The organism is Massilia solisilvae, from assembly GCF_024753215.1.
In the GTDB taxonomy this organism is placed as follows: Bacteria; Pseudomonadota; Gammaproteobacteria; order Burkholderiales; family Burkholderiaceae_D; genus Telluria; species Telluria solisilvae.
On sequence record NZ_JANUGV010000001.1, the window covers coordinates 199,503 to 215,502 of the forward strand.

Genomic DNA, 16,000 nt, shown 5'->3' on the forward strand with positions numbered 1-16,000 from the left:
CCTTGGGTTGAAGTTCCAAAAGGATACAACAGTTGTTGCACGATCCAGACGCGAGTTTGATACTAAAGTTCTTGCTTTACTATTTGAACTCGCTATACTTAAGTCCATGCTTAACAAACACGATCCACTCGACCTGGCGTTCCAGGCACTGGCTGATGGTTCGCGCCGCGCGATGCTGGCGCGGCTGGCCAAGGGGCCGGCTTCGGTATCGGAGCTGGCGCAGCCGCTGTCGATGTCGCTGCCGGCCGTCATGCAGCACTTGTCCGTGCTGGAAGGCGCTGGCCTGGTGCGCTCCGAGAAGGCCGGGCGCACCCGCACCTGCAACATAGAGCCCGCGGGCCTGTCGCTGGCCGAACAGTGGATCAACCAACGCCGCCAGGAGTGGGAGGGGCACTTCGACCGCCTTGGCGAATACCTCAATACCTTGAAAGCTGAAGGAGATGGCAATGGCAAATGACACCGTAGCGACCAGGCAGCACCAACTGAAGGTATCCCGTGTATTCCCGGCCTCGCGCGAGCAGGTGTTCGCGGCGTGGAGTTCGGCCGAGCACGTCAAGCACTGGTTCTGCCCGCAGGGCTTCACGGTGCCGCACGCGACGGTGGAGTTCCACCCCGGCGGCGCGTTCGACGTGTGCATGCGCGCGCCCGACGGCCAGGAGCACTGGACCCGCGGCCATTTTCTCGAGGTGGTGCCGCCGGCGCGCCTGGTGATCGACATGACGGTGCCGGGCGCCGATGGCGAGCCGCTGTTCAGTGCCCACACCACCGTGGTGTTCACCAGCGGTTGCGGCGGCACGCACATGGAAGTGGAGCAGGCGTACACGCTGTTCCATCCGCTGGCCGAACAGATGGTCAAGGGCGCGCAAATGGGCTGGGAACAGACCCTCGACCGCCTCGGCCGCGCGCTGGAGTACACGCAGCAACCGGCCGCGCACAGCGTGGTGCACGGCAGCTTTCGCATCGAGCGCCATTTCGACGTGCCGCGCGAACGCGTGTGGAGCGCCTTCACCGACCAGGAGGCCAAAGCCAGGTGGTTCGGCGGCGGCAACGGCCAGACCATCCTCGCGCGCACCGCGGACATACGGCCCGGCGGCCGCGAGCACGTGCAGGGGCGCTGGGGCAGCGGCACGGTCTCGACCTTCGACGCGGTGTACTTCGACGTGGTGCCCAACGAGCGCCTGGTGTACTCCTACGAGATGCACCTGGACCAGCGCAAGATCTCGGTGTCGCTCGCAACCCTGGAATTGAAGCAGGACGGCGCCGGCACCCTGGTCGTGATGAGCGAGCACGGCGCCTTCCTCGATGGCTACGACGATGCCGGCTCGCGCGAACGCGGCACCAATCTGCTGCTCGATGCGGTGGGCCAGTACCTCAAGGGCTGAACGGCAACGGGCATGGCATGTTGCAGAAATGCACACTATTTTTTCTAATATGCAACTGCGAAATGGTATGATGTATGCATCCAGAATCCGGAGTGGCCGTTCCTGCTCCTGGCTGTCATGCCTATCTATACCTATAAATCGCTGCGCGCTGCCGGCTCATCCGGCGCGTGGTTCCGTCGTGCCGTCCTGCTGCGTCTCGCCGTCTTTCTTGCCCTGAGCACGCCCCTGGTGTGGCTGGCCGTGTGCGCCGAACGCAGCCAGCTCTCCACGATCGCGTTCGAGCAAAGCCGGCTGGACGTCAAGAACCTGGCACGCGCGTTTTCCGAGGAAGTCAATTCCACCATCAGCACCGTGGACATGTCGCTGCTGCACCTGCGCTCGCACTGGGAGCAGGGGCACGAGGGATTCGCCGCGCTGGTCGAGCGCCTGAACAAGGAGCTGCATGGCCGCGTGATCATGCAGGTGGCGGTGACGGACGCGCGTGGGCGCCTGGTGTATTCCAACGCCGGCCCGGCCAATGGCATCGACCTGAGTGACCGCGAGCACATCCGCGTGCACCTGCAAGGCCACGAGGACGTGCTGTTCGTCAGCCACCCGGTGCTCGGGCGGGTGTCGGGCCTGTGGTCGGTGCAGTTCACCCGGCCCATCTACCACGCCGGCAAGCTCGATGGCGTCATCGTCGCATCGGTCGCGCCCGAGTACTTTTCGCGCTTCTATTCCGACATCGACCTGGGCCCGGATACCTCGATCTCGCTGGTGCGCTACGATGGAGTCGTGGTGGCGCGCCAGTCGCGCAACGGCGTGGGCGACATCGGCAAGGTGGTCACGGGCTATCCATACTACGACTGGCGTGCCTCGAAAACCGAGAAGGCCGGCTACTTCCAGCGCCCCGGTCAGCTGGACGGCATCGAGCGCGTCTATGCCTGGCGCGACCTGCCGAACTATCCGCTCACCGTCACCGTCGGCGAGTCGCTCGCCGATGCGAACGCGCACTTCGACAAGCAGAAGACGATCCTCGTGCGCACCGGCGCCGTGGTCAACGTAGTGCTCGCGCTGCTGGGCTGGTTTGCGATCGCCGCCTCCGACAACCGGCGCCGCGCGGTGAAGGCGCTGGCCGAGGCAGAGGCGCGCTGGAAGCTGGCGCTGAACGCGGCCGGCGAGGGCGTATGGGACTGGAACCTCTCGACCGCGATGCTCAACCTGTCGCCGCGCGCGCAGGCGCTGCTGGACGTGGGCGTTCCCGCCATCCCGTGCCCTCCCGATACCTTGTACCCGTCGATCCATCCGGAAGACATGGGCCGCGTGATCCGCGCGCTGCGCGACCATTACGAGGGGCGCACGCCGGACTTCATGGCAGAGCATCGGGTGCGCCAGCGCGACGGACGCTGGAGCTGGATCCTGGCGCGCGGGATGCTGGTCGAGCGCGCGCCGGACGGCGCCCCGCTGCGCATCATCGGCACCTTCGCCAACATCGACGAGCGCAAGAGCGCCGAAGAGCAGATCATCCATCAGGCCCACCACGATGCGCTGACCGGCCTGCCCAACCGGCTGCTGTTCGGCGACCGCCTGCAGCAGGCGATCCGCGCGGCGCAGCGCGAGCAGACCAAGCTGGCGGTGCTGTACTTCGACCTGGACAAGTTCAAGCCGGTCAACGACACGTATGGCCACGCGGTGGGCGACGTGCTGCTGGTCGAGGTGGCCAAGCGCGTAGCCGGCACCCTGCGCGAATCGGACACGCTGGCGCGGCTGGGCGGCGACGAGTTCGTGGTGCTGCTGCCGGGCTGTTCGGAAGCGGTGCAGGCGCGCCTGGTTGCGGAGACCGTTCTTGCGCAGTTGAACCTGCCGTTCGTGGCGGACGGCCATGTGCTGAACATTTCCGGCAGCATCGGCTTTGCGCTGTTCCCGGACAACGGACTGGACAGCGAGGAACTGCTGCGCAGCGCCGACGTGGCCATGTACTCGGCCAAGTCCACCGGGCGCGGGCGGGTGTGCGGACCGGACGAGCACCTGCCTGTGGCGGCCTGAAAACGGAACACGGCGCAAAGATCCGGAACCGTTACATTCGCTTGCAATTGAAACGTTTTGGGCCTTTGCGCACTGCGGCTGGACAAGTACTCTGTAGCCATTCGTCCATATCGGCAACAGAGGAATTCAGCGTGAAACAAGCATTCAATCTTTTTAGCGTGCGCAACCAGGTGGTCGCGGCAGTCATCGGTATCGCGGCCCTGTCCGCACCGCTGGGCGCGCAGGCGGCGTCCCAACATGGCGAGCGCTGCGAGAGCTGCGGCACGGTCGTCTCGACCCATACTTACCAGCGCGCGGCCGAGCATGGCAGTGGCCTGGGCATCGCGACCGGCGCGCTGGTGGGCGGCTTCCTGGGCAATCGCGTCGGCGGCGGCAACGGCCGCAAGCTGGCCACGGTGGCCGGCGCGGTGGGCGGCGGTTACGCCGGCAACGAAATCGAGCGCAATGCGCGCTCGCGTACGGTCACCGAAACCCGCGTGCGCATGAGCGGCGGCGCGGTGCGCAGCTTCACCGAAGAGGGCGCGCGCCAGCACTACAAGGGCGAGCACGTGCGCGTCGAACACGGGCGCCTGATCTCGCAGCGCTGAGCGTACAGCTAACTCAAGAAACGCCGTCCCCGCGCAGGCGGGGACCCATAGGGCTCCAGCAGCACCGTTCGGCTCGGCGTCGCGTTGGCGCCAGCTCGGTATGGGGCCCCGCCTGCGCGGGGACGACGTTTCAGCTTGATGAGACCGGTTACCGCATCATCGCCCCGCGCATGCCGGCGGTATCGGGCAGTTCGTGCGTGCAGCGCGGCAGGTAGATCGACACCGTGGTGCCGCGCCCGACCTGGCTCGACAGGCGAATGTGGCCGCCGCTTTGCTTGACGAAGCCGTGCGCCATCGACAGGCCAAGGCCGGTGCCCTTGCCTTCGGGCTTGGTGGTGAAGAAGGGCTCGAAGGCGCGTTCCATCACTTCCGGCGGCATGCCGCTGCCGGTGTCCGATACCGCCACCATCACATACTGCCCGGGTGTCATGTCCGGGTCGGGCAGCTGGTTGCGGTCGAGGTTGGCGTTGTCCAGCTCGATCGTGATGCTGCCGCGGCCCTCCATCGCGTCTCTGGCGTTGATCACCAGGTTCAGGATCACGTTTTCGAGCTGGTTCGGGTCGACCTGCGCATTCCACAGGTTGGGCGCGACTGCCCGGCGCAGCTCGATGGCGTCGCCCGCGGCGCGGTGCAGCAGGCTGTCCATGCGCTCGATCAGGTGGGCCACATTCACCACCTGGGGGTGCAGCGGCTGGCGCCGCGCGAACGCCAGCAGCTGGACCGACAGCTTCGAGCCGCGCTCCACGGCGTCCAGGATGCTTTGCAGGCGCTGCGCCATGTTGCCGGGCGAGCGCTGGATCAGTTGCACGTTGGCGCTGATGATGTGCAGCAGGTTGTTGAAGTCGTGCGCCACCCCGCCGGTAAGCTTGCCCACCGCCTCCAGCTTTTGCGCGCGCTGCAGCGCGCTGCGCGCTTCGTCCAGCCGCAGCTGGCGCTGGCGCTCGCGTATTTCGGCTTCCTTGCGCGGCGTGATGTCGCGTATGAAGGCACTGGCCCCGTAGCCGGCCGCGGTCGGCAGCGCTGTAACCGCCAGCTCGACCGGGATCTGGCGCCCGCTGCGGTGCAGGGCCAGCATTTCGGTCGGGCCTTCGAGCAGCCGGCCGGTGCCGCTGGTGACGAAGCGGGCAAAGCCTTCGCGGTGGCGTTCGCGCTGCTCCTGCGGCACGATCACGTCGGCGATCTCGCGGCCGACGGCCTCGTGCTCGGTCCAGCCGAACAGCTGGGTGGCCTTGATGTTCCAGTCGGTGATGCGGCTCTGCGCGTCGATCGCGATGAAGGCGTCATAGGCGTTTTGCAGGATCACGCGCATGCGGCCCTGCTCGGCCTCGATGCGCTCGTACGACTCGCGCAGCTCGTGGGTCATCTCCTGCGCCAGATCCACCGCCCGGCTGCGTTCGCTGGCCAGCAGCCACACCACGAGGCTGAGCAAAAAGCCCAGGCCGGCCCCGGTCACCGCGATCACCAGCGGCCGCGTCCGGTCCAGCTGCGCTTCGAACGAAGGCGCCGAGGCGATCGCCACGGTCCAGTGGCGTCCGGCGATCGTCACCGTGTTCGAGGTCGCGAACAGCGGCGTGCGCGCGGCGTGGCCGGGGCCGGACGCGTACAGCAGGGCGTCCGGGGAAACCGTCTCGCCGTCGTAGATCCGGGTCGCCAGGTCGCCGGAATGCTCGCCGCCCAGGCCGCGCATCAGGTCGTTCATGCGGAACGGCGCATACGCCCAGCCGACGATCGCGGCGCGCCGCTCCTCGACGGTGCGCGAGCCCACGCCCGGGCGGTACACCGGCAGGTACATGAGAAAGCCCGGCTGCGCGCCCTTGTCGCCTTCCTGCACCAGCACCACCTTGCCGGTCACGGCCGCCTTGCCGGTGTCGCGCGCGGCCTCCATCGCGGCGCGGCGCGATGGTTCGCTGAACATGTCGAAGCCGAACGCGCGCAAGTTGCGGCCGTGGAACGGTTCGATGTGGGTGATCGAGGTATATTCCGGGCGCGGCGGATCGCGCGGGTGGACCAGGTAGCCGGCAAAACCCATGCGCTGCATCGCCGCCTCGTGCGCTGCCAGTTGCGCTGCGGGAACGATGGCGGCGATGCCGAGCGCTTCGATGCCGGGAAAATCCTCGTCCAGCTTGAGCACCGAGAAGTAGTCGGCGAACGCCTGGTGGCTGATGTCCACCGAGCCGCGCAGGAAACCCTGTTCGCCGCGCAGCACCTCTTCGTACACGGTCATGCGCCGCACCAGCAGGCTGGACATGTCGCGCGCCCGGTAATCGAAGTTGTTCTGCAGCGTCGAGTGCGCCATGTGGCGCGCGCTGGTATAGGCGCTGTACGTAATCAGCAGCGACACCAGGAACACCAGCCCCGCCAGCAGCAGCGGTACGCGCCGGGAACCGGGCGGAGCGTCGCGACGCGGCGGGGACGATGGATGGGCTTGGCTGTGCATGGGTCAGGTGGATGGTCGAGGGCGGTCATTCCAGGCCGCAAGCAGGAAGCACGCCAATACATTTAGCATACGCATCTATGCATCCCGAAGGCGCACGCCATCCCGAGCGCACCCGAGGATATTGGAAGCAATAGTTGCGATGCTACAATCTGCCGCTGCCGCCGATCCGTTGCCGCCCCATATCCGATGAGCTCCGATTCCCCCACCGTGAACCAGCGTCGCCGCCCCGGCCAGGACATGCTGCGCCGGCGCCGGCCGCAGCTGGCGGCGGGCGCCGCGATGGTCGCGTTGCTGCTGTGGGGCGCGTTTGCCCCGCTTGCCGGCAACAGCCGCGAGCTGCCGGTCGAGATCCCGGCCGGCACCGACGCGCGCCGCTTGCAGGGCGAGCCGGTCGAGCTCCTGCCGCAGCTGGTCACGCTCACGCTCGGCGTGCAGGACGTGCTGCTGCTGCGCAACCGCGACAAGGTGCCGCAGGTGTTCGGCCCGGTGCTGGTGATGCCGGGCCAGGAGTTCCGCCTGCCATTCGAGCAGGCCGGCGACTACCAGTTCAACTGCAGCGCGCACGCCAGCGGCCAAATGACCGTGCGCGTGGTCGGGCAGCCCGACCCGGGCTGGGACCGGCTGCGCTGGCGTGCCCGCAAGCTGGTGCACGAGTTGCGCTATCTTCCTTTGGTGGGGCCACGATCAGGGTGATCCGGCAGGACAGGGCCGGCCGCAATCGTGTTCGGGTCCCGCGGGCGATTCTGTCATGATGCAGCCATGTCCACGTTTTCGTTGCCACTGTTCCCGCTCAGTACGGTGCTGTTCCCGGACGGGGTGCTGCCGCTGCAGATTTTCGAGGTGCGCTACCTCGACATGATCAGCCGCTGCCTGACGGAGGATTCCGACTTCGGCGTGGTGCTGCTCACGCACGGGCACGAGGTGCGCTCGCCGCAGGGACACGAGCGCTTTGCCGCGGCCGGCACCATCGCCTCGGTGCACGACACCACGGCGTCGGCGCCGGGCCTGCTGCAGGTGGTGTGCCGCGGCGGCTCGCGCTTCGAGGTGCTGTCGGCCGAGCAGCGCGCCAACGGCCTGTGGGTGGGCGAAGTGCAATTGATCGAGGACGACCACGAAGTGCGCATCCCATCCGAGCTGCAAGGCGCGGCCGATGCGCTCGATCGCGTGCTGGCGTCGCTGCACGACGTGCCGCAGCACCGCTGGCCGATCCAGCCGCCGTTCAAGCTCGACGATTGCGGCTGGGTCGCCAACCGCTGGTGCGAGCTGCTGCCGCTGCCCAACCAGCAAAAGCACAACATGCTCATGCTCGACAACCCGGTGATCCGGCTCGAGCTGCTGCACGACGTGCTGGACGAACACGGGCTGATCACCTCCTGAACGACGCTTGCCGGATGCGCGCTTCGCGGCAGCCGGACTTGTCGCGCCCGTACAAGCGGTGTCAGCCTGGCTGGCGTCGTGCATCCATGATCGGATGATAAGATGGGTCATCGGAGTGAGGACGGGACCATGAAATTTTCCGATGAAGTATTGATGGCGTATGCGCGCGGCACCCTGGACGAGGCCGAGCGCAGTGAGATCGAGCGGGCCATGCGCGCTGACCCCGGGCTGGCGGCGCGCATTGCGCGGCACCGGGCCTTGCGGGCCCATGCCTACGACACCTATGGCGCGGTGCTGCACGAGCAGCCCCCGCCGGCGCGCCTGGCCGGGGTTGCCGGCAAGGTGGTGCAGCTGGACGCGGTGCGCGCCGCCCGCCAGCAGGCGCAGCAGCCGGCGCCGGCGCACTCGCGCTGGTCGTGGCGGCAGTGGGCCGTGCTGGCGGCGGCGCTGGCGATCGGCGCGCTCGAGGGCGTGTTCGCCTACAGCCTCATGCAGGGCGAATCGGGCCTGGCGGCGGTGGATGGCAAGGGCGGGGCGCTGCTGGCGCAGGGCGTGCTGGCGCAGGCCTTGTCGAACCAGCCGGCCGGCGGCGACGGCAAGGTGCGCATTGGCCTCAGTTTTGCGGCCAGGGACGGCAGCTATTGCCGCAGCTTCGCCTTCGGCGGGGCCACCGGGCTGGCATGCCGCCAGGGCGAGCGCTGGCACATCCCCGTCATGGCCGAGGCGCAGGACAGCGTCGTGCCCGCCCCGGTGCGCGACGTGATCGCCCAGCGCATGGTGGGCGCGCCGCTGGACGAACAGGGCGAGCGGGCGGCGCAAAAACAGGGCTGGCGGCGGTAGGGTGGGCGCGCCAGCCCACACGGTCGATCGGCCGCAGGGTGTCCCGGCCTGGGCACGAGTGCCCGCGCCGCGCCCCCCGCAAATCACGAGTCCATATACAGTGTCAAGGATTTAGGGTATCGTTTAGGGCGCTATCAGTGCTTCTACGTCCGCGCGCCGGGTTTTTCAGGCCGGCGCTGCCGTGGCACCGTCGAGCCGGCCGCGGGCCGTGCCCAGCCGGCGGCTCATTCCAGTCCACCCCGGAGTTTCCCGCGTTGGCCGCCACCGGCGGAGCCTGGCGCAACCCGGTTCGGCCGTTAAGCAGAACGAATTACTGCCCGGAAATACTATGTCTGAAACAAACAACAACGAAAATGGTGCGGCGCCGACCGTGCGCTTCGCCGATTTCGGCCTCGCGCCGGAGATCCTGCGCGCACTCTCGGACCAGGGCTATGTCCATCCGACTCCGATCCAGGCCCAGGCCATCCCCGTGGTGCTGCAGGGCCGCGACGTCATGGGCGCGGCCCAGACCGGCACCGGCAAGACCGCCGGCTTTTCGCTGCCCATCATCCAGATGCTGCTGGCGCACGCCAGCACCAGCATGTCGCCCGCGCGCCACCCGGTGCGCGCGCTGATCCTGACCCCGACGCGCGAGCTGGCGGTGCAGGTGGCGGAAAACGTCAAGGCTTACGCGGCCCACACCCCGCTGCGCTCGACCGTCGTGTTCGGCGGCATGGACATGAAGCCGCAGACTGAAATCCTGCGCCGCGGCGTCGAGATCGTGATCGCGACCCCTGGCCGCCTGCTCGACCACGTGGAGCAGAAGAACATCAGCCTGGCCCAGGTGCAGATGCTGGTCATGGACGAGGCCGACCGCATGCTGGACATGGGCTTTTTGCCCGACCTGCAGCGCATCATCAACCTGCTGCCGAAGAAGCGCCAGAACCTGATGTTCTCGGCCACGTTCTCGCCCGAGATCAAGAAACTGGCCGGCAGCTTCCTGACCAACCCCACCACGATCGAGGTGGCGCGCAGCAACGCCACCGCCGACAAGGTCACCCAGGTGGTGTACAAGGTGGCGGAAGAGCAGAAGCGCGACGTGGTCGAGTTCCTGATCCGCTCGCGCGAGCTCAAGCAGGTGATCGTGTTCTCGAACACCAAGATCGGCGCCTCGCGCCTGTCGCGCTCTCTGGAGCAGGCCGGCATCAAGGCCTCGGCGATCCACGGCGACAAGACCCAGCAGGAGCGCATGGCTGCGCTGGAAGCGTTCAAGAAGGGCGAGGTCGAGGTGCTGGTGGCGACCGACGTGGCCGCGCGCGGCCTGGACATCTCGGACCTGCCGTGCGTGATCAACTATGATCTGCCGTACAACGCCGAGGACTACGTGCACCGCATCGGCCGCACCGGCCGCGCCGGCGCCTCGGGCGATGCGCTGTCGGTGTATTCGGACAAGGACGAGCGCCTGCTGGCCGACATCGAGAAGCTGATCAAGCAGACCATCACGCGTGGCGAGCTGGCCGGTTTTGCGCCGTACGCACGCGGCGCCAGCGCCGGCTACGGCGGCGAGCGCCGCGCCCGCCGCAGCGGCGAGAGCGAATCGCGCCCGAGCCGCACCAGCAGCAGCGCGCCGCCCCCGCGCCGCGAGAAGGTCGATCCGTGGTTCCTCAAGCCTTACGAGCCGTCCACCGTCACGCGCAAGGAAGCCGCGCCGGCGGGGCCGGCGTCGCCGTCGTCCAAGCCGAAACAAAAAGTGGCGGCGCTGCTGGGCGGCTTGCCCAAGCCGTAAGCCAATCAAACACGTAGGGTGGGCAGGTTTTCCTGCCCACGCTGCCCTCTACCCCCTTCAGTTGTTGGCCAGGCCGTCGCCGCCGGTATCGCCGATCTCGATCTCGCTGATGCCAATGCCGATCCGGCGCGGGTCGGGCTGGCCGTGCACCGTGGGCGACACCGGATGCGGCACATCGATCACGATCTCGCGTTCGGCGCCGCCGGTCTCGAACGCCACGCTCACGTCCTGCGGCGCCCAGCCCACCTTGAACTGTTCGCTGCGCTCGCCCACGTGCATCGTGAACGGCAGCTGCGTGTTCACGTCATACGCCTGCGCCTTGAGCACGACGCGCAGGTGGCGCGGCAGCGGCATGTTAAAGCGGATCACCACCTTGTCGGCATCCGACCAGCGGCCCCAGCTTTCGGCCCACGACAGCCCCGAGGCCGAGGCGATCAGTCCCTGGCCGAACGGCGCCGCCAGCGAGGCCAGGCCCACGCGCCGGTGCCCGCCGTGGATGCGCACCAGGCTGAATTCGTCGTTGCGGTAGAGCGGCGTCACGCCGTCGGGCAAGGGATGGTTGCCCAGCACCAGCAGCCATTTGCTGCGGGTCGGCAGCGACGCGTGCTCGATCGGCGCGTCCGGCGCCAGCAGCAGCGTCATCGAGTCTTTTGCATCCAGCCGAAACTGGGTGCGCATCAGGCGCGGCGTGTCGTTGCCGGCCACCGTCACCTGGTCGCGCTCGGCGGGCGGGATGTGGGCGCGGGCGTAGTCGGCAGCGCGCTCGGCCAGGTCTTGCACGCGCGCGCCCTTGAGCGTCTGCGTCGATGCAAACGCGCCGCACAGCACCGTTGCCGGCAGTACGGCAAACAGGAACAGGGGCGCGGCCACGGCGCGGCCGCGCGCCCACAGGAACAGCAGCAGCGCATCGAGCGCGGCCAGCAGCAGCACCCCTTGCTTGTGGACGGTGATCGCGTACAGGTCCGGCCCGTCGACCGGGCTGGGCGAAAACTGGCCCAGCCGGGAGATCGCTGCCGCCAGACCAGCCGCGACCACCAGCGCGATTGCCCAGCGCAGCCGAGTGCGCGGTTCGCTCTGCCGTTGCCCCGCGGCGGCGGCCACAACCAGCCACAGCAGCGGGAAGATGAAGTCGTAGTAGCGCAGGTGCAGGCGCAGGCCTTCGTTGTTCAGGCCGGCATTGGCGATCGACGCGGTGAACAGGACCGTGACGCCGGCGGCCGACCCGAGCATGAGGAATGCATACAGCTGCAGCAGCGCGCCTTTGCCGGCTTGCGCGCGCGGCGGCGGGCGCAGCAGCGAGGCGGCCACCATCGCCAGCGGCAGCGGCAGCAGCAGCGCCAGCGCCATCAGGTGGCCGCCGGCGCTGACCAGCGCGGGCGCCACCAGGGCGAACAGTGAGCGGCTGCCGGCGGCGTGCACAGCGCCGCCGTAGAAATTGCCGAACAGGTCGAGCGCCGACCTGCCACCGAGCAGGTAGCCCAGGCCGAAGCGGACCGCCGCCACGCAGGCGAGCGCCAGCGCCACCGCGCGCGCGCCGTCGCGCAGCCAGCGCCCGCCGCCCATCCAGCGGGTGTACAGCAGGAACAGGCAAAGCGCCGGGACCAGGAACAGCGCGTGCACCTTTACCAGGCTCATCAGCCCAAGGACGATGCCGGTGGTGGCAGCGTAGCGTGCCCACGGCCAATGGGCGCGGGTCAACGCGATCCAGGTCAGCACGCAAAAGCCGAAGAAGTACATCGACTCCGGCATGAAGTACGCGGTGTACAGGTTGAACGGCGCCAGCATCGCGAGCAGCGCGATGAAGGCGGCCACCGCCCTGCCGGTGTAATGGCGGGCGATCAGGTAGACAAACGGGATTGCGGCGGCGAAGAAGGCGACGTTACCCGCATGCACGCAGTCGTAAAAGCGCGGCCCGCACATGCTGCTGGCGGAAAACAGCCACAGGTACAGCCAGGACGGCAGTACCGACTCGTGCAGCGGCTGCAGCCGCGACAGCTTGTCGTAGTACCACTCGTCGGCAAACACACTTGGGTACAGGCCGCCGGAGCGCACCAGCAGCCAGGCGCAGATGGCCACGAAAGTGGCGCCCACGAGGATCTTCCACGCGGAGCGGTCGGTCAGGAGCGGGGGCTGTGTCACTTGAAGATCCAGTATTTGCCCAGCACGTAGCCGTTCAGCGCCACCAGCGGCAGCGACAGCAGCTTGCCGGCGAGCGGGCTGCCGGCGAGCTGCTCGAACACGGCCACGCAGGCCAGGGTGAGCAGGTAGTTGACGCCGACGATGCACAGGTAGCGCATGAAGCTGGCGGGCGAGGCGTTGGCAGCAAAGGTCACGCGGGCGTGGAAGGCGTAGTTGACCACCAGCCCGGCGGCAAAGCCGGCCGTGGTGGCGCTGGCGTAATGAACGCCGTGCCGGATGAGCGCCTGCATGATGCCGATGTCCACCAGCGCGCACAGCAGCCCGCCGCTGACGTACACGGCGAACTGGCGCCAGTGGGCGAAGAGCTTATGCATGGATGCGCGAGTACGAGGTCTTCTTGTGCAGCGGCCGGCGCGGCACCGAGGCGATGTCGTAGGCCAGGAAGGCCAGCACCAGCTGCACGCCCATGATTACCGGTAGCGCCGCCAGCATCACGGTGCCGGCCGGAGTGACGACCTCGTGCTGGGCGGAGCGCAGCCAGTGCGTGATCCCGTACACGGTGCCAAAGCAGATCAGGAACAGGCCCAGCGGCAGCTCGATCGAGGCCAGCGACATGTTGCGCAGGTAGTAGTTGTAGAACAGGCGCTTGCAGAAATTGCGCAGGTGCTTGGCCGCGAATTCGGTGACGATGCGCGACACCTTCAGGTTGCTCACCTCGTCGGCGTACACGGCGTCCATCGGCACGTCCACCACCACCGCGCCCAGCGTGTTCAGGCGGAACAGCATGTCGGTTTCGAAAAAGTAGCGCCGGCTCAGTTTGTCGAAGGGGACGAAGCGCAGGCAGTCGGCGTGGATCGCGGTGTAGCCGTTGGTCGGGTCGAACAGGTCCCAGTAGCCGGACGAGACTTTGGTGAGCAGCGACAGCACCGCGTTGCCGAACAGGCGTACCGGCGGCATGCTGCGGATGTGTTCGAGGTTGAAGAAGCGGTTGCCCTTGGCATAGTCGGCTTCGCCTGCCAGGATCGGGGCCACGAAGCGCGGGATCAGCGAAGTGTCCATCTGGCCGTCGCCGTCCACCTTGACGATGACCTTTGCGCCGTCCGCCAGCGCGGCGCGGTAGCCGGTGATGACGGCGCCGCCGACGCCCTGGTTGGCGTCGTGTTCGAGGACGGTCACGCGCGGGTCAAGGCATTGCTCGCGCACCAGCTTGCCCGAGCCGTCGGGGCATTTGTCGTCGACCACATAGATGCGGTCAACCTCGGGTCCGATGCCGGCGATCACGTCCAGAATCTGGCGTGTGACTTTGAAGCTCGGAATCACGACAGCGATGGATTCGGTGCGATGCATGAGCGGCGGCGGCTGTTGAGAAATGGGCTGCACGGATGGTAGCGTATGGCTGAGCCTTTGTCTAAGCGTGGAAGGTAATGATTGGCTTTGGTAGGGTGGGCAGCTTGTCTGCCCACGCGTCCAGGCAGCGCGGGCACTGGTTGAACGCGTGGGCACGATGTGCCCATCCTACGAAGCTAATGCATCGTGACTTTCTGCAGGAAGAACGCGATGTGGCGCTGGTCCGGTTGGCCGGGCGCGGGCAGGTTTGGCGCATCGAATTCCAGTTCCACCGAGAGCAGCCAGGCGCCATCTGGCGCCTTGGGCACCACCAGCTCCGGGGCCTGGTCGAGCGCCTGCCAGCCCAGGTCGGTTCCGTCGATGCTCACCCGGGTACGGCGGTTGGCGCCATGGTAGCGCCCGTGCAGCACCAGCCGGGTGGGCCGCTGGCGTGGGTCAAGCGCGATCGCCAGCCGCGCCCGCGCGCCGTCCGACCACACGCCGCTCCACAACGCGCCTCCATGCTCGACGTGGCTCCAGCCGCCCGCGAGCTGCAGCCCCGCCTGCCCGACCTCGATGTCGATCGCAGGCACGCAGGATAGCCTGCCGTTGATGTAGCGCCAGCCACCGTCGGCCGCCGTCATCGGCGTATCGTCCGCCAGCACCTGGCCCTGGCCGCACAAGGCGGTCCCGGCGTTCAGGTTGGCCACGTTGAACATCCGCTTGACCACCGTGCCGTGTACCGCATAGCTGTCGATGCGTTGCGGGTCGAGCGCACTTTCCTGGCCGTTGGCACGCTCGTGGAAGATCTCGGGGTCGGGATTGTAGGCGGCCGGCGCGTGCGCCATCACGAACGCGGCCAGCGGGCTCATGGACACGAAATTGTAGGCATTGGCGTGGACGATGCTGACCACCTGCAGCGTAGCCACCACAACCAGCGGCGCCGCCGGCAGGCGCGCGGATTCGCGCAGGCGCCACAGGAAGGCGAACAGCAGGGGCATCGCGCACCAGAAGGCGTAGCGCATCATGCCCTGCGCGCCCGAGTTCCAGTTGTACGCCACCAGCGCCGGCACCGCCATCGCCATCGAGAACAGCACGGCCACGCCGGCGATGCAGGCGGCGCGGCCGCGCTGCCCGAACAGCAATACCGCGAACAGGCCGGGCACCCCGACCACCATCCCCTGGTTCAGGTCGAACAGCAGCGAGAACAGCCGGTTCGGGGTTGCCATGGCGGCGGACGTCGCGAGCTTGCCGATGATGCTCGGCACTCCGAATGCCCATTGGTTGAACAGCACCGACAGCGCGAAGATGGCGATGGTGAGCAGCGACCCGGCCAGTTCGCGCATGCCCACCGCGGTGCGCACGTTGGCGGCCAGGCCGGTGCCGCTCCGCCATGCGCCGCACAGGCGCAGCAGCGGCGCGAACACGGCGAAGAACACGATCGGCGGGTTGTGGGTGGCGGCCAGGCCCGCCAGCAGGCCGACGCGCAGCGGCGCCCCGCTTGCGTTCAGCGCCAGCGCGGCCAGCAGCGCGCTCGCACTGAACATCTCGGGGCTGCTCCAGGCGCCGTACAGCAGGCCGCCGCACAGCACGAACAGCAGCACCCCGAGCATGGCGCGCGCCGCGCTGCCGAACAGGCGCAGCAGCGCCATCCCCAGCACGAAAACGCATGCCAGGTTCACCGCGAGGAAGGCCTTGAAGGCCGGCGCCCCGGCCAGCGGCACCACTTTGGTCGCCAGTGCGGCCAGCGCCGGGTAGGCGAAGAAGTGGATCGCATACACGCGGCCGTCGCGCCCGCGCCAGAAGCCCGGCGCGCACTGCTCGCTACCCTTTGCGCAGGCCTGCTCCAGCCGCGACAGCGCATCGGCGAACGGCGGCAGCAGGACCTTGGTGGCTTCAATGTCGGCGGGGCGGATGTCCGGGCTGGCGTGCCGCGCCAGTGCCACGGTCATCAGCGCGTATTCCTCGACGTCGCCACTGTGCTGCGGCGTGGCCACGGCGTACAGCAGCGCGAGCAGGAGGGCCAGCATGGCCGCGAACGGCGCCGTGGACGCGGGACGGCGCGGTTCGCCGTTCCGGTAGCTTGCGCGCGCGTGTTGTCGCAGCGTCCTGAACATGCCGG

At 68.0% G+C, this 16,000-nt stretch carries 13 protein-coding genes; 8 read left to right on the forward strand and 5 right to left on the reverse strand.

Features of this window, described 5'->3' with window-relative positions; genetic code table 11:
- The first annotated feature begins 106 nt into the window (after positions 1–106).
- The 4 genes from NX773_RS00950 (at position 107) to NX773_RS23480 (ending at position 3,994) form a co-directional block, all read left to right on the forward strand.
- Positions 107–457, forward strand: a complete 351-nt coding sequence (locus NX773_RS00950) for an ArsR/SmtB family transcription factor (RefSeq protein ID WP_258854533.1) — start codon at positions 107–109, stop codon at positions 455–457.
- Positions 441–1,382: an SRPBCC family protein gene (locus tag NX773_RS00955; RefSeq protein ID WP_258854534.1), complete on the forward strand. Its 942-nt coding sequence runs from the start codon at positions 441–443 to the stop codon at positions 1,380–1,382. Before NX773_RS00950 ends, NX773_RS00955 begins: the two co-directional genes overlap by 17 nt.
- Before the next feature lie 117 nt (positions 1,383–1,499).
- A complete protein-coding gene (locus tag NX773_RS00960) occupies positions 1,500–3,407 on the forward strand; it encodes a bifunctional diguanylate cyclase/phosphodiesterase (RefSeq protein ID WP_258854535.1) in 1,908 nt (635 codons plus the stop codon).
- Positions 3,408–3,538: 131 nt separating this feature from the next.
- Positions 3,539–3,994 (forward strand): glycine zipper 2TM domain-containing protein, encoded by a 456-nt coding sequence (locus tag NX773_RS23480; RefSeq protein WP_370662207.1) that lies wholly within the window; start codon positions 3,539–3,541, stop codon positions 3,992–3,994.
- A gap of 148 nt (positions 3,995–4,142) precedes the next feature.
- On the opposite strand, the gene NX773_RS00970 is transcribed toward NX773_RS23480, so the two are convergent.
- The gene (locus NX773_RS00970; RefSeq protein ID WP_258854536.1) at positions 4,143–6,431 is read right to left on the reverse strand and encodes a CHASE domain-containing protein; all 2,289 of its coding nucleotides are present in this window, start codon (positions 6,429–6,431) and stop codon (positions 4,143–4,145) included.
- Between the two features lie 186 nt (positions 6,432–6,617).
- On the opposite strand from NX773_RS00970, the gene NX773_RS00975 reads away from it, so the two are divergent.
- The 4 genes from NX773_RS00975 to NX773_RS00990 all read left to right on the forward strand — a co-directional run bounded on the left by NX773_RS00975 (position 6,618) and on the right by NX773_RS00990 (position 10,413).
- Positions 6,618–7,124, forward strand: a complete 507-nt coding sequence (locus tag NX773_RS00975; protein WP_258854537.1) for a cupredoxin domain-containing protein — start codon at positions 6,618–6,620, stop codon at positions 7,122–7,124.
- 66 nt (positions 7,125–7,190) lie between these two features.
- Positions 7,191–7,808, forward strand: coding sequence for an LON peptidase substrate-binding domain-containing protein (locus NX773_RS00980; protein WP_258823742.1), 618 nt, complete (start codon positions 7,191–7,193; stop codon positions 7,806–7,808).
- A 129-nt stretch (positions 7,809–7,937) separates the two neighbouring features.
- Positions 7,938–8,648, forward strand: coding sequence for an anti-sigma factor (locus NX773_RS00985; RefSeq protein ID WP_258854538.1), 711 nt, complete (start codon positions 7,938–7,940; stop codon positions 8,646–8,648).
- Positions 8,649–8,976: 328 nt separating this feature from the next.
- Positions 8,977–10,413 (forward strand): DEAD/DEAH box helicase, encoded by a 1,437-nt coding sequence (locus tag NX773_RS00990; RefSeq protein WP_258854539.1) that lies wholly within the window; start codon positions 8,977–8,979, stop codon positions 10,411–10,413.
- A 57-nt stretch (positions 10,414–10,470) separates the two neighbouring features.
- Here NX773_RS00990 and NX773_RS00995 read toward each other — a convergent pair whose 3' ends face one another.
- The 4 genes from NX773_RS00995 to NX773_RS01010 form a co-directional block, all read right to left on the reverse strand.
- Positions 10,471–12,552 carry an ArnT family glycosyltransferase gene (locus NX773_RS00995; RefSeq protein ID WP_258854540.1) on the reverse strand — a complete coding sequence of 694 codons (2,082 nt, stop codon included), beginning with the start codon at positions 12,550–12,552 and terminating at the stop codon, positions 10,471–10,473.
- Positions 12,549–12,926, reverse strand: a complete 378-nt coding sequence (locus NX773_RS01000; RefSeq protein ID WP_258854541.1) for a GtrA family protein — start codon at positions 12,924–12,926, stop codon at positions 12,549–12,551. The genes NX773_RS00995 and NX773_RS01000 overlap by 4 nt, the downstream gene beginning before the upstream one ends.
- Positions 12,919–13,899 carry a glycosyltransferase family 2 protein gene (locus tag NX773_RS01005; RefSeq protein WP_258854542.1) on the reverse strand — a complete coding sequence of 327 codons (981 nt, stop codon included), beginning with the start codon at positions 13,897–13,899 and terminating at the stop codon, positions 12,919–12,921. Before NX773_RS01005 ends, NX773_RS01000 begins: the two co-directional genes overlap by 8 nt.
- A gap of 176 nt (positions 13,900–14,075) precedes the next feature.
- Positions 14,076–15,995 (reverse strand): hypothetical protein, encoded by a 1,920-nt coding sequence (locus NX773_RS01010; protein ID WP_258854543.1) that lies wholly within the window; start codon positions 15,993–15,995, stop codon positions 14,076–14,078.
- Between the last annotated feature and the right edge of the window lie 5 nt (positions 15,996–16,000).

Coding starts and splice junctions, on each gene's coding strand:
- NX773_RS00955 (WP_258854534.1), top strand. CDS start 441: ATGGCAATGGCAAATGACACCGTAGCGACCAGGCAGCACCAACTGAAG.
- NX773_RS01000 (WP_258854541.1), bottom strand. CDS start 12,926: ATGCATAAGCTCTTCGCCCACTGGCGCCAGTTCGCCGTGTACGTCAGC.
- NX773_RS01005 (WP_258854542.1), bottom strand. CDS start 13,899: ATGCATCGCACCGAATCCATCGCTGTCGTGATTCCGAGCTTCAAAGTC.
- NX773_RS00990 (WP_258854539.1), top strand. CDS start 8,977: ATGTCTGAAACAAACAACAACGAAAATGGTGCGGCGCCGACCGTGCGC.
- NX773_RS01010 (WP_258854543.1), bottom strand. CDS start 15,995: ATGTTCAGGACGCTGCGACAACACGCGCGCGCAAGCTACCGGAACGGC.
- NX773_RS00980 (WP_258823742.1), top strand. CDS start 7,191: ATGTCCACGTTTTCGTTGCCACTGTTCCCGCTCAGTACGGTGCTGTTC.
- NX773_RS00950 (WP_258854533.1), top strand. CDS start 107: ATGCTTAACAAACACGATCCACTCGACCTGGCGTTCCAGGCACTGGCT.
- NX773_RS00960 (WP_258854535.1), top strand. CDS start 1,500: ATGCCTATCTATACCTATAAATCGCTGCGCGCTGCCGGCTCATCCGGC.
- NX773_RS00985 (WP_258854538.1), top strand. CDS start 7,938: ATGAAATTTTCCGATGAAGTATTGATGGCGTATGCGCGCGGCACCCTG.
- NX773_RS00975 (WP_258854537.1), top strand. CDS start 6,618: ATGAGCTCCGATTCCCCCACCGTGAACCAGCGTCGCCGCCCCGGCCAG.
- NX773_RS00970 (WP_258854536.1), bottom strand. CDS start 6,431: ATGCACAGCCAAGCCCATCCATCGTCCCCGCCGCGTCGCGACGCTCCG.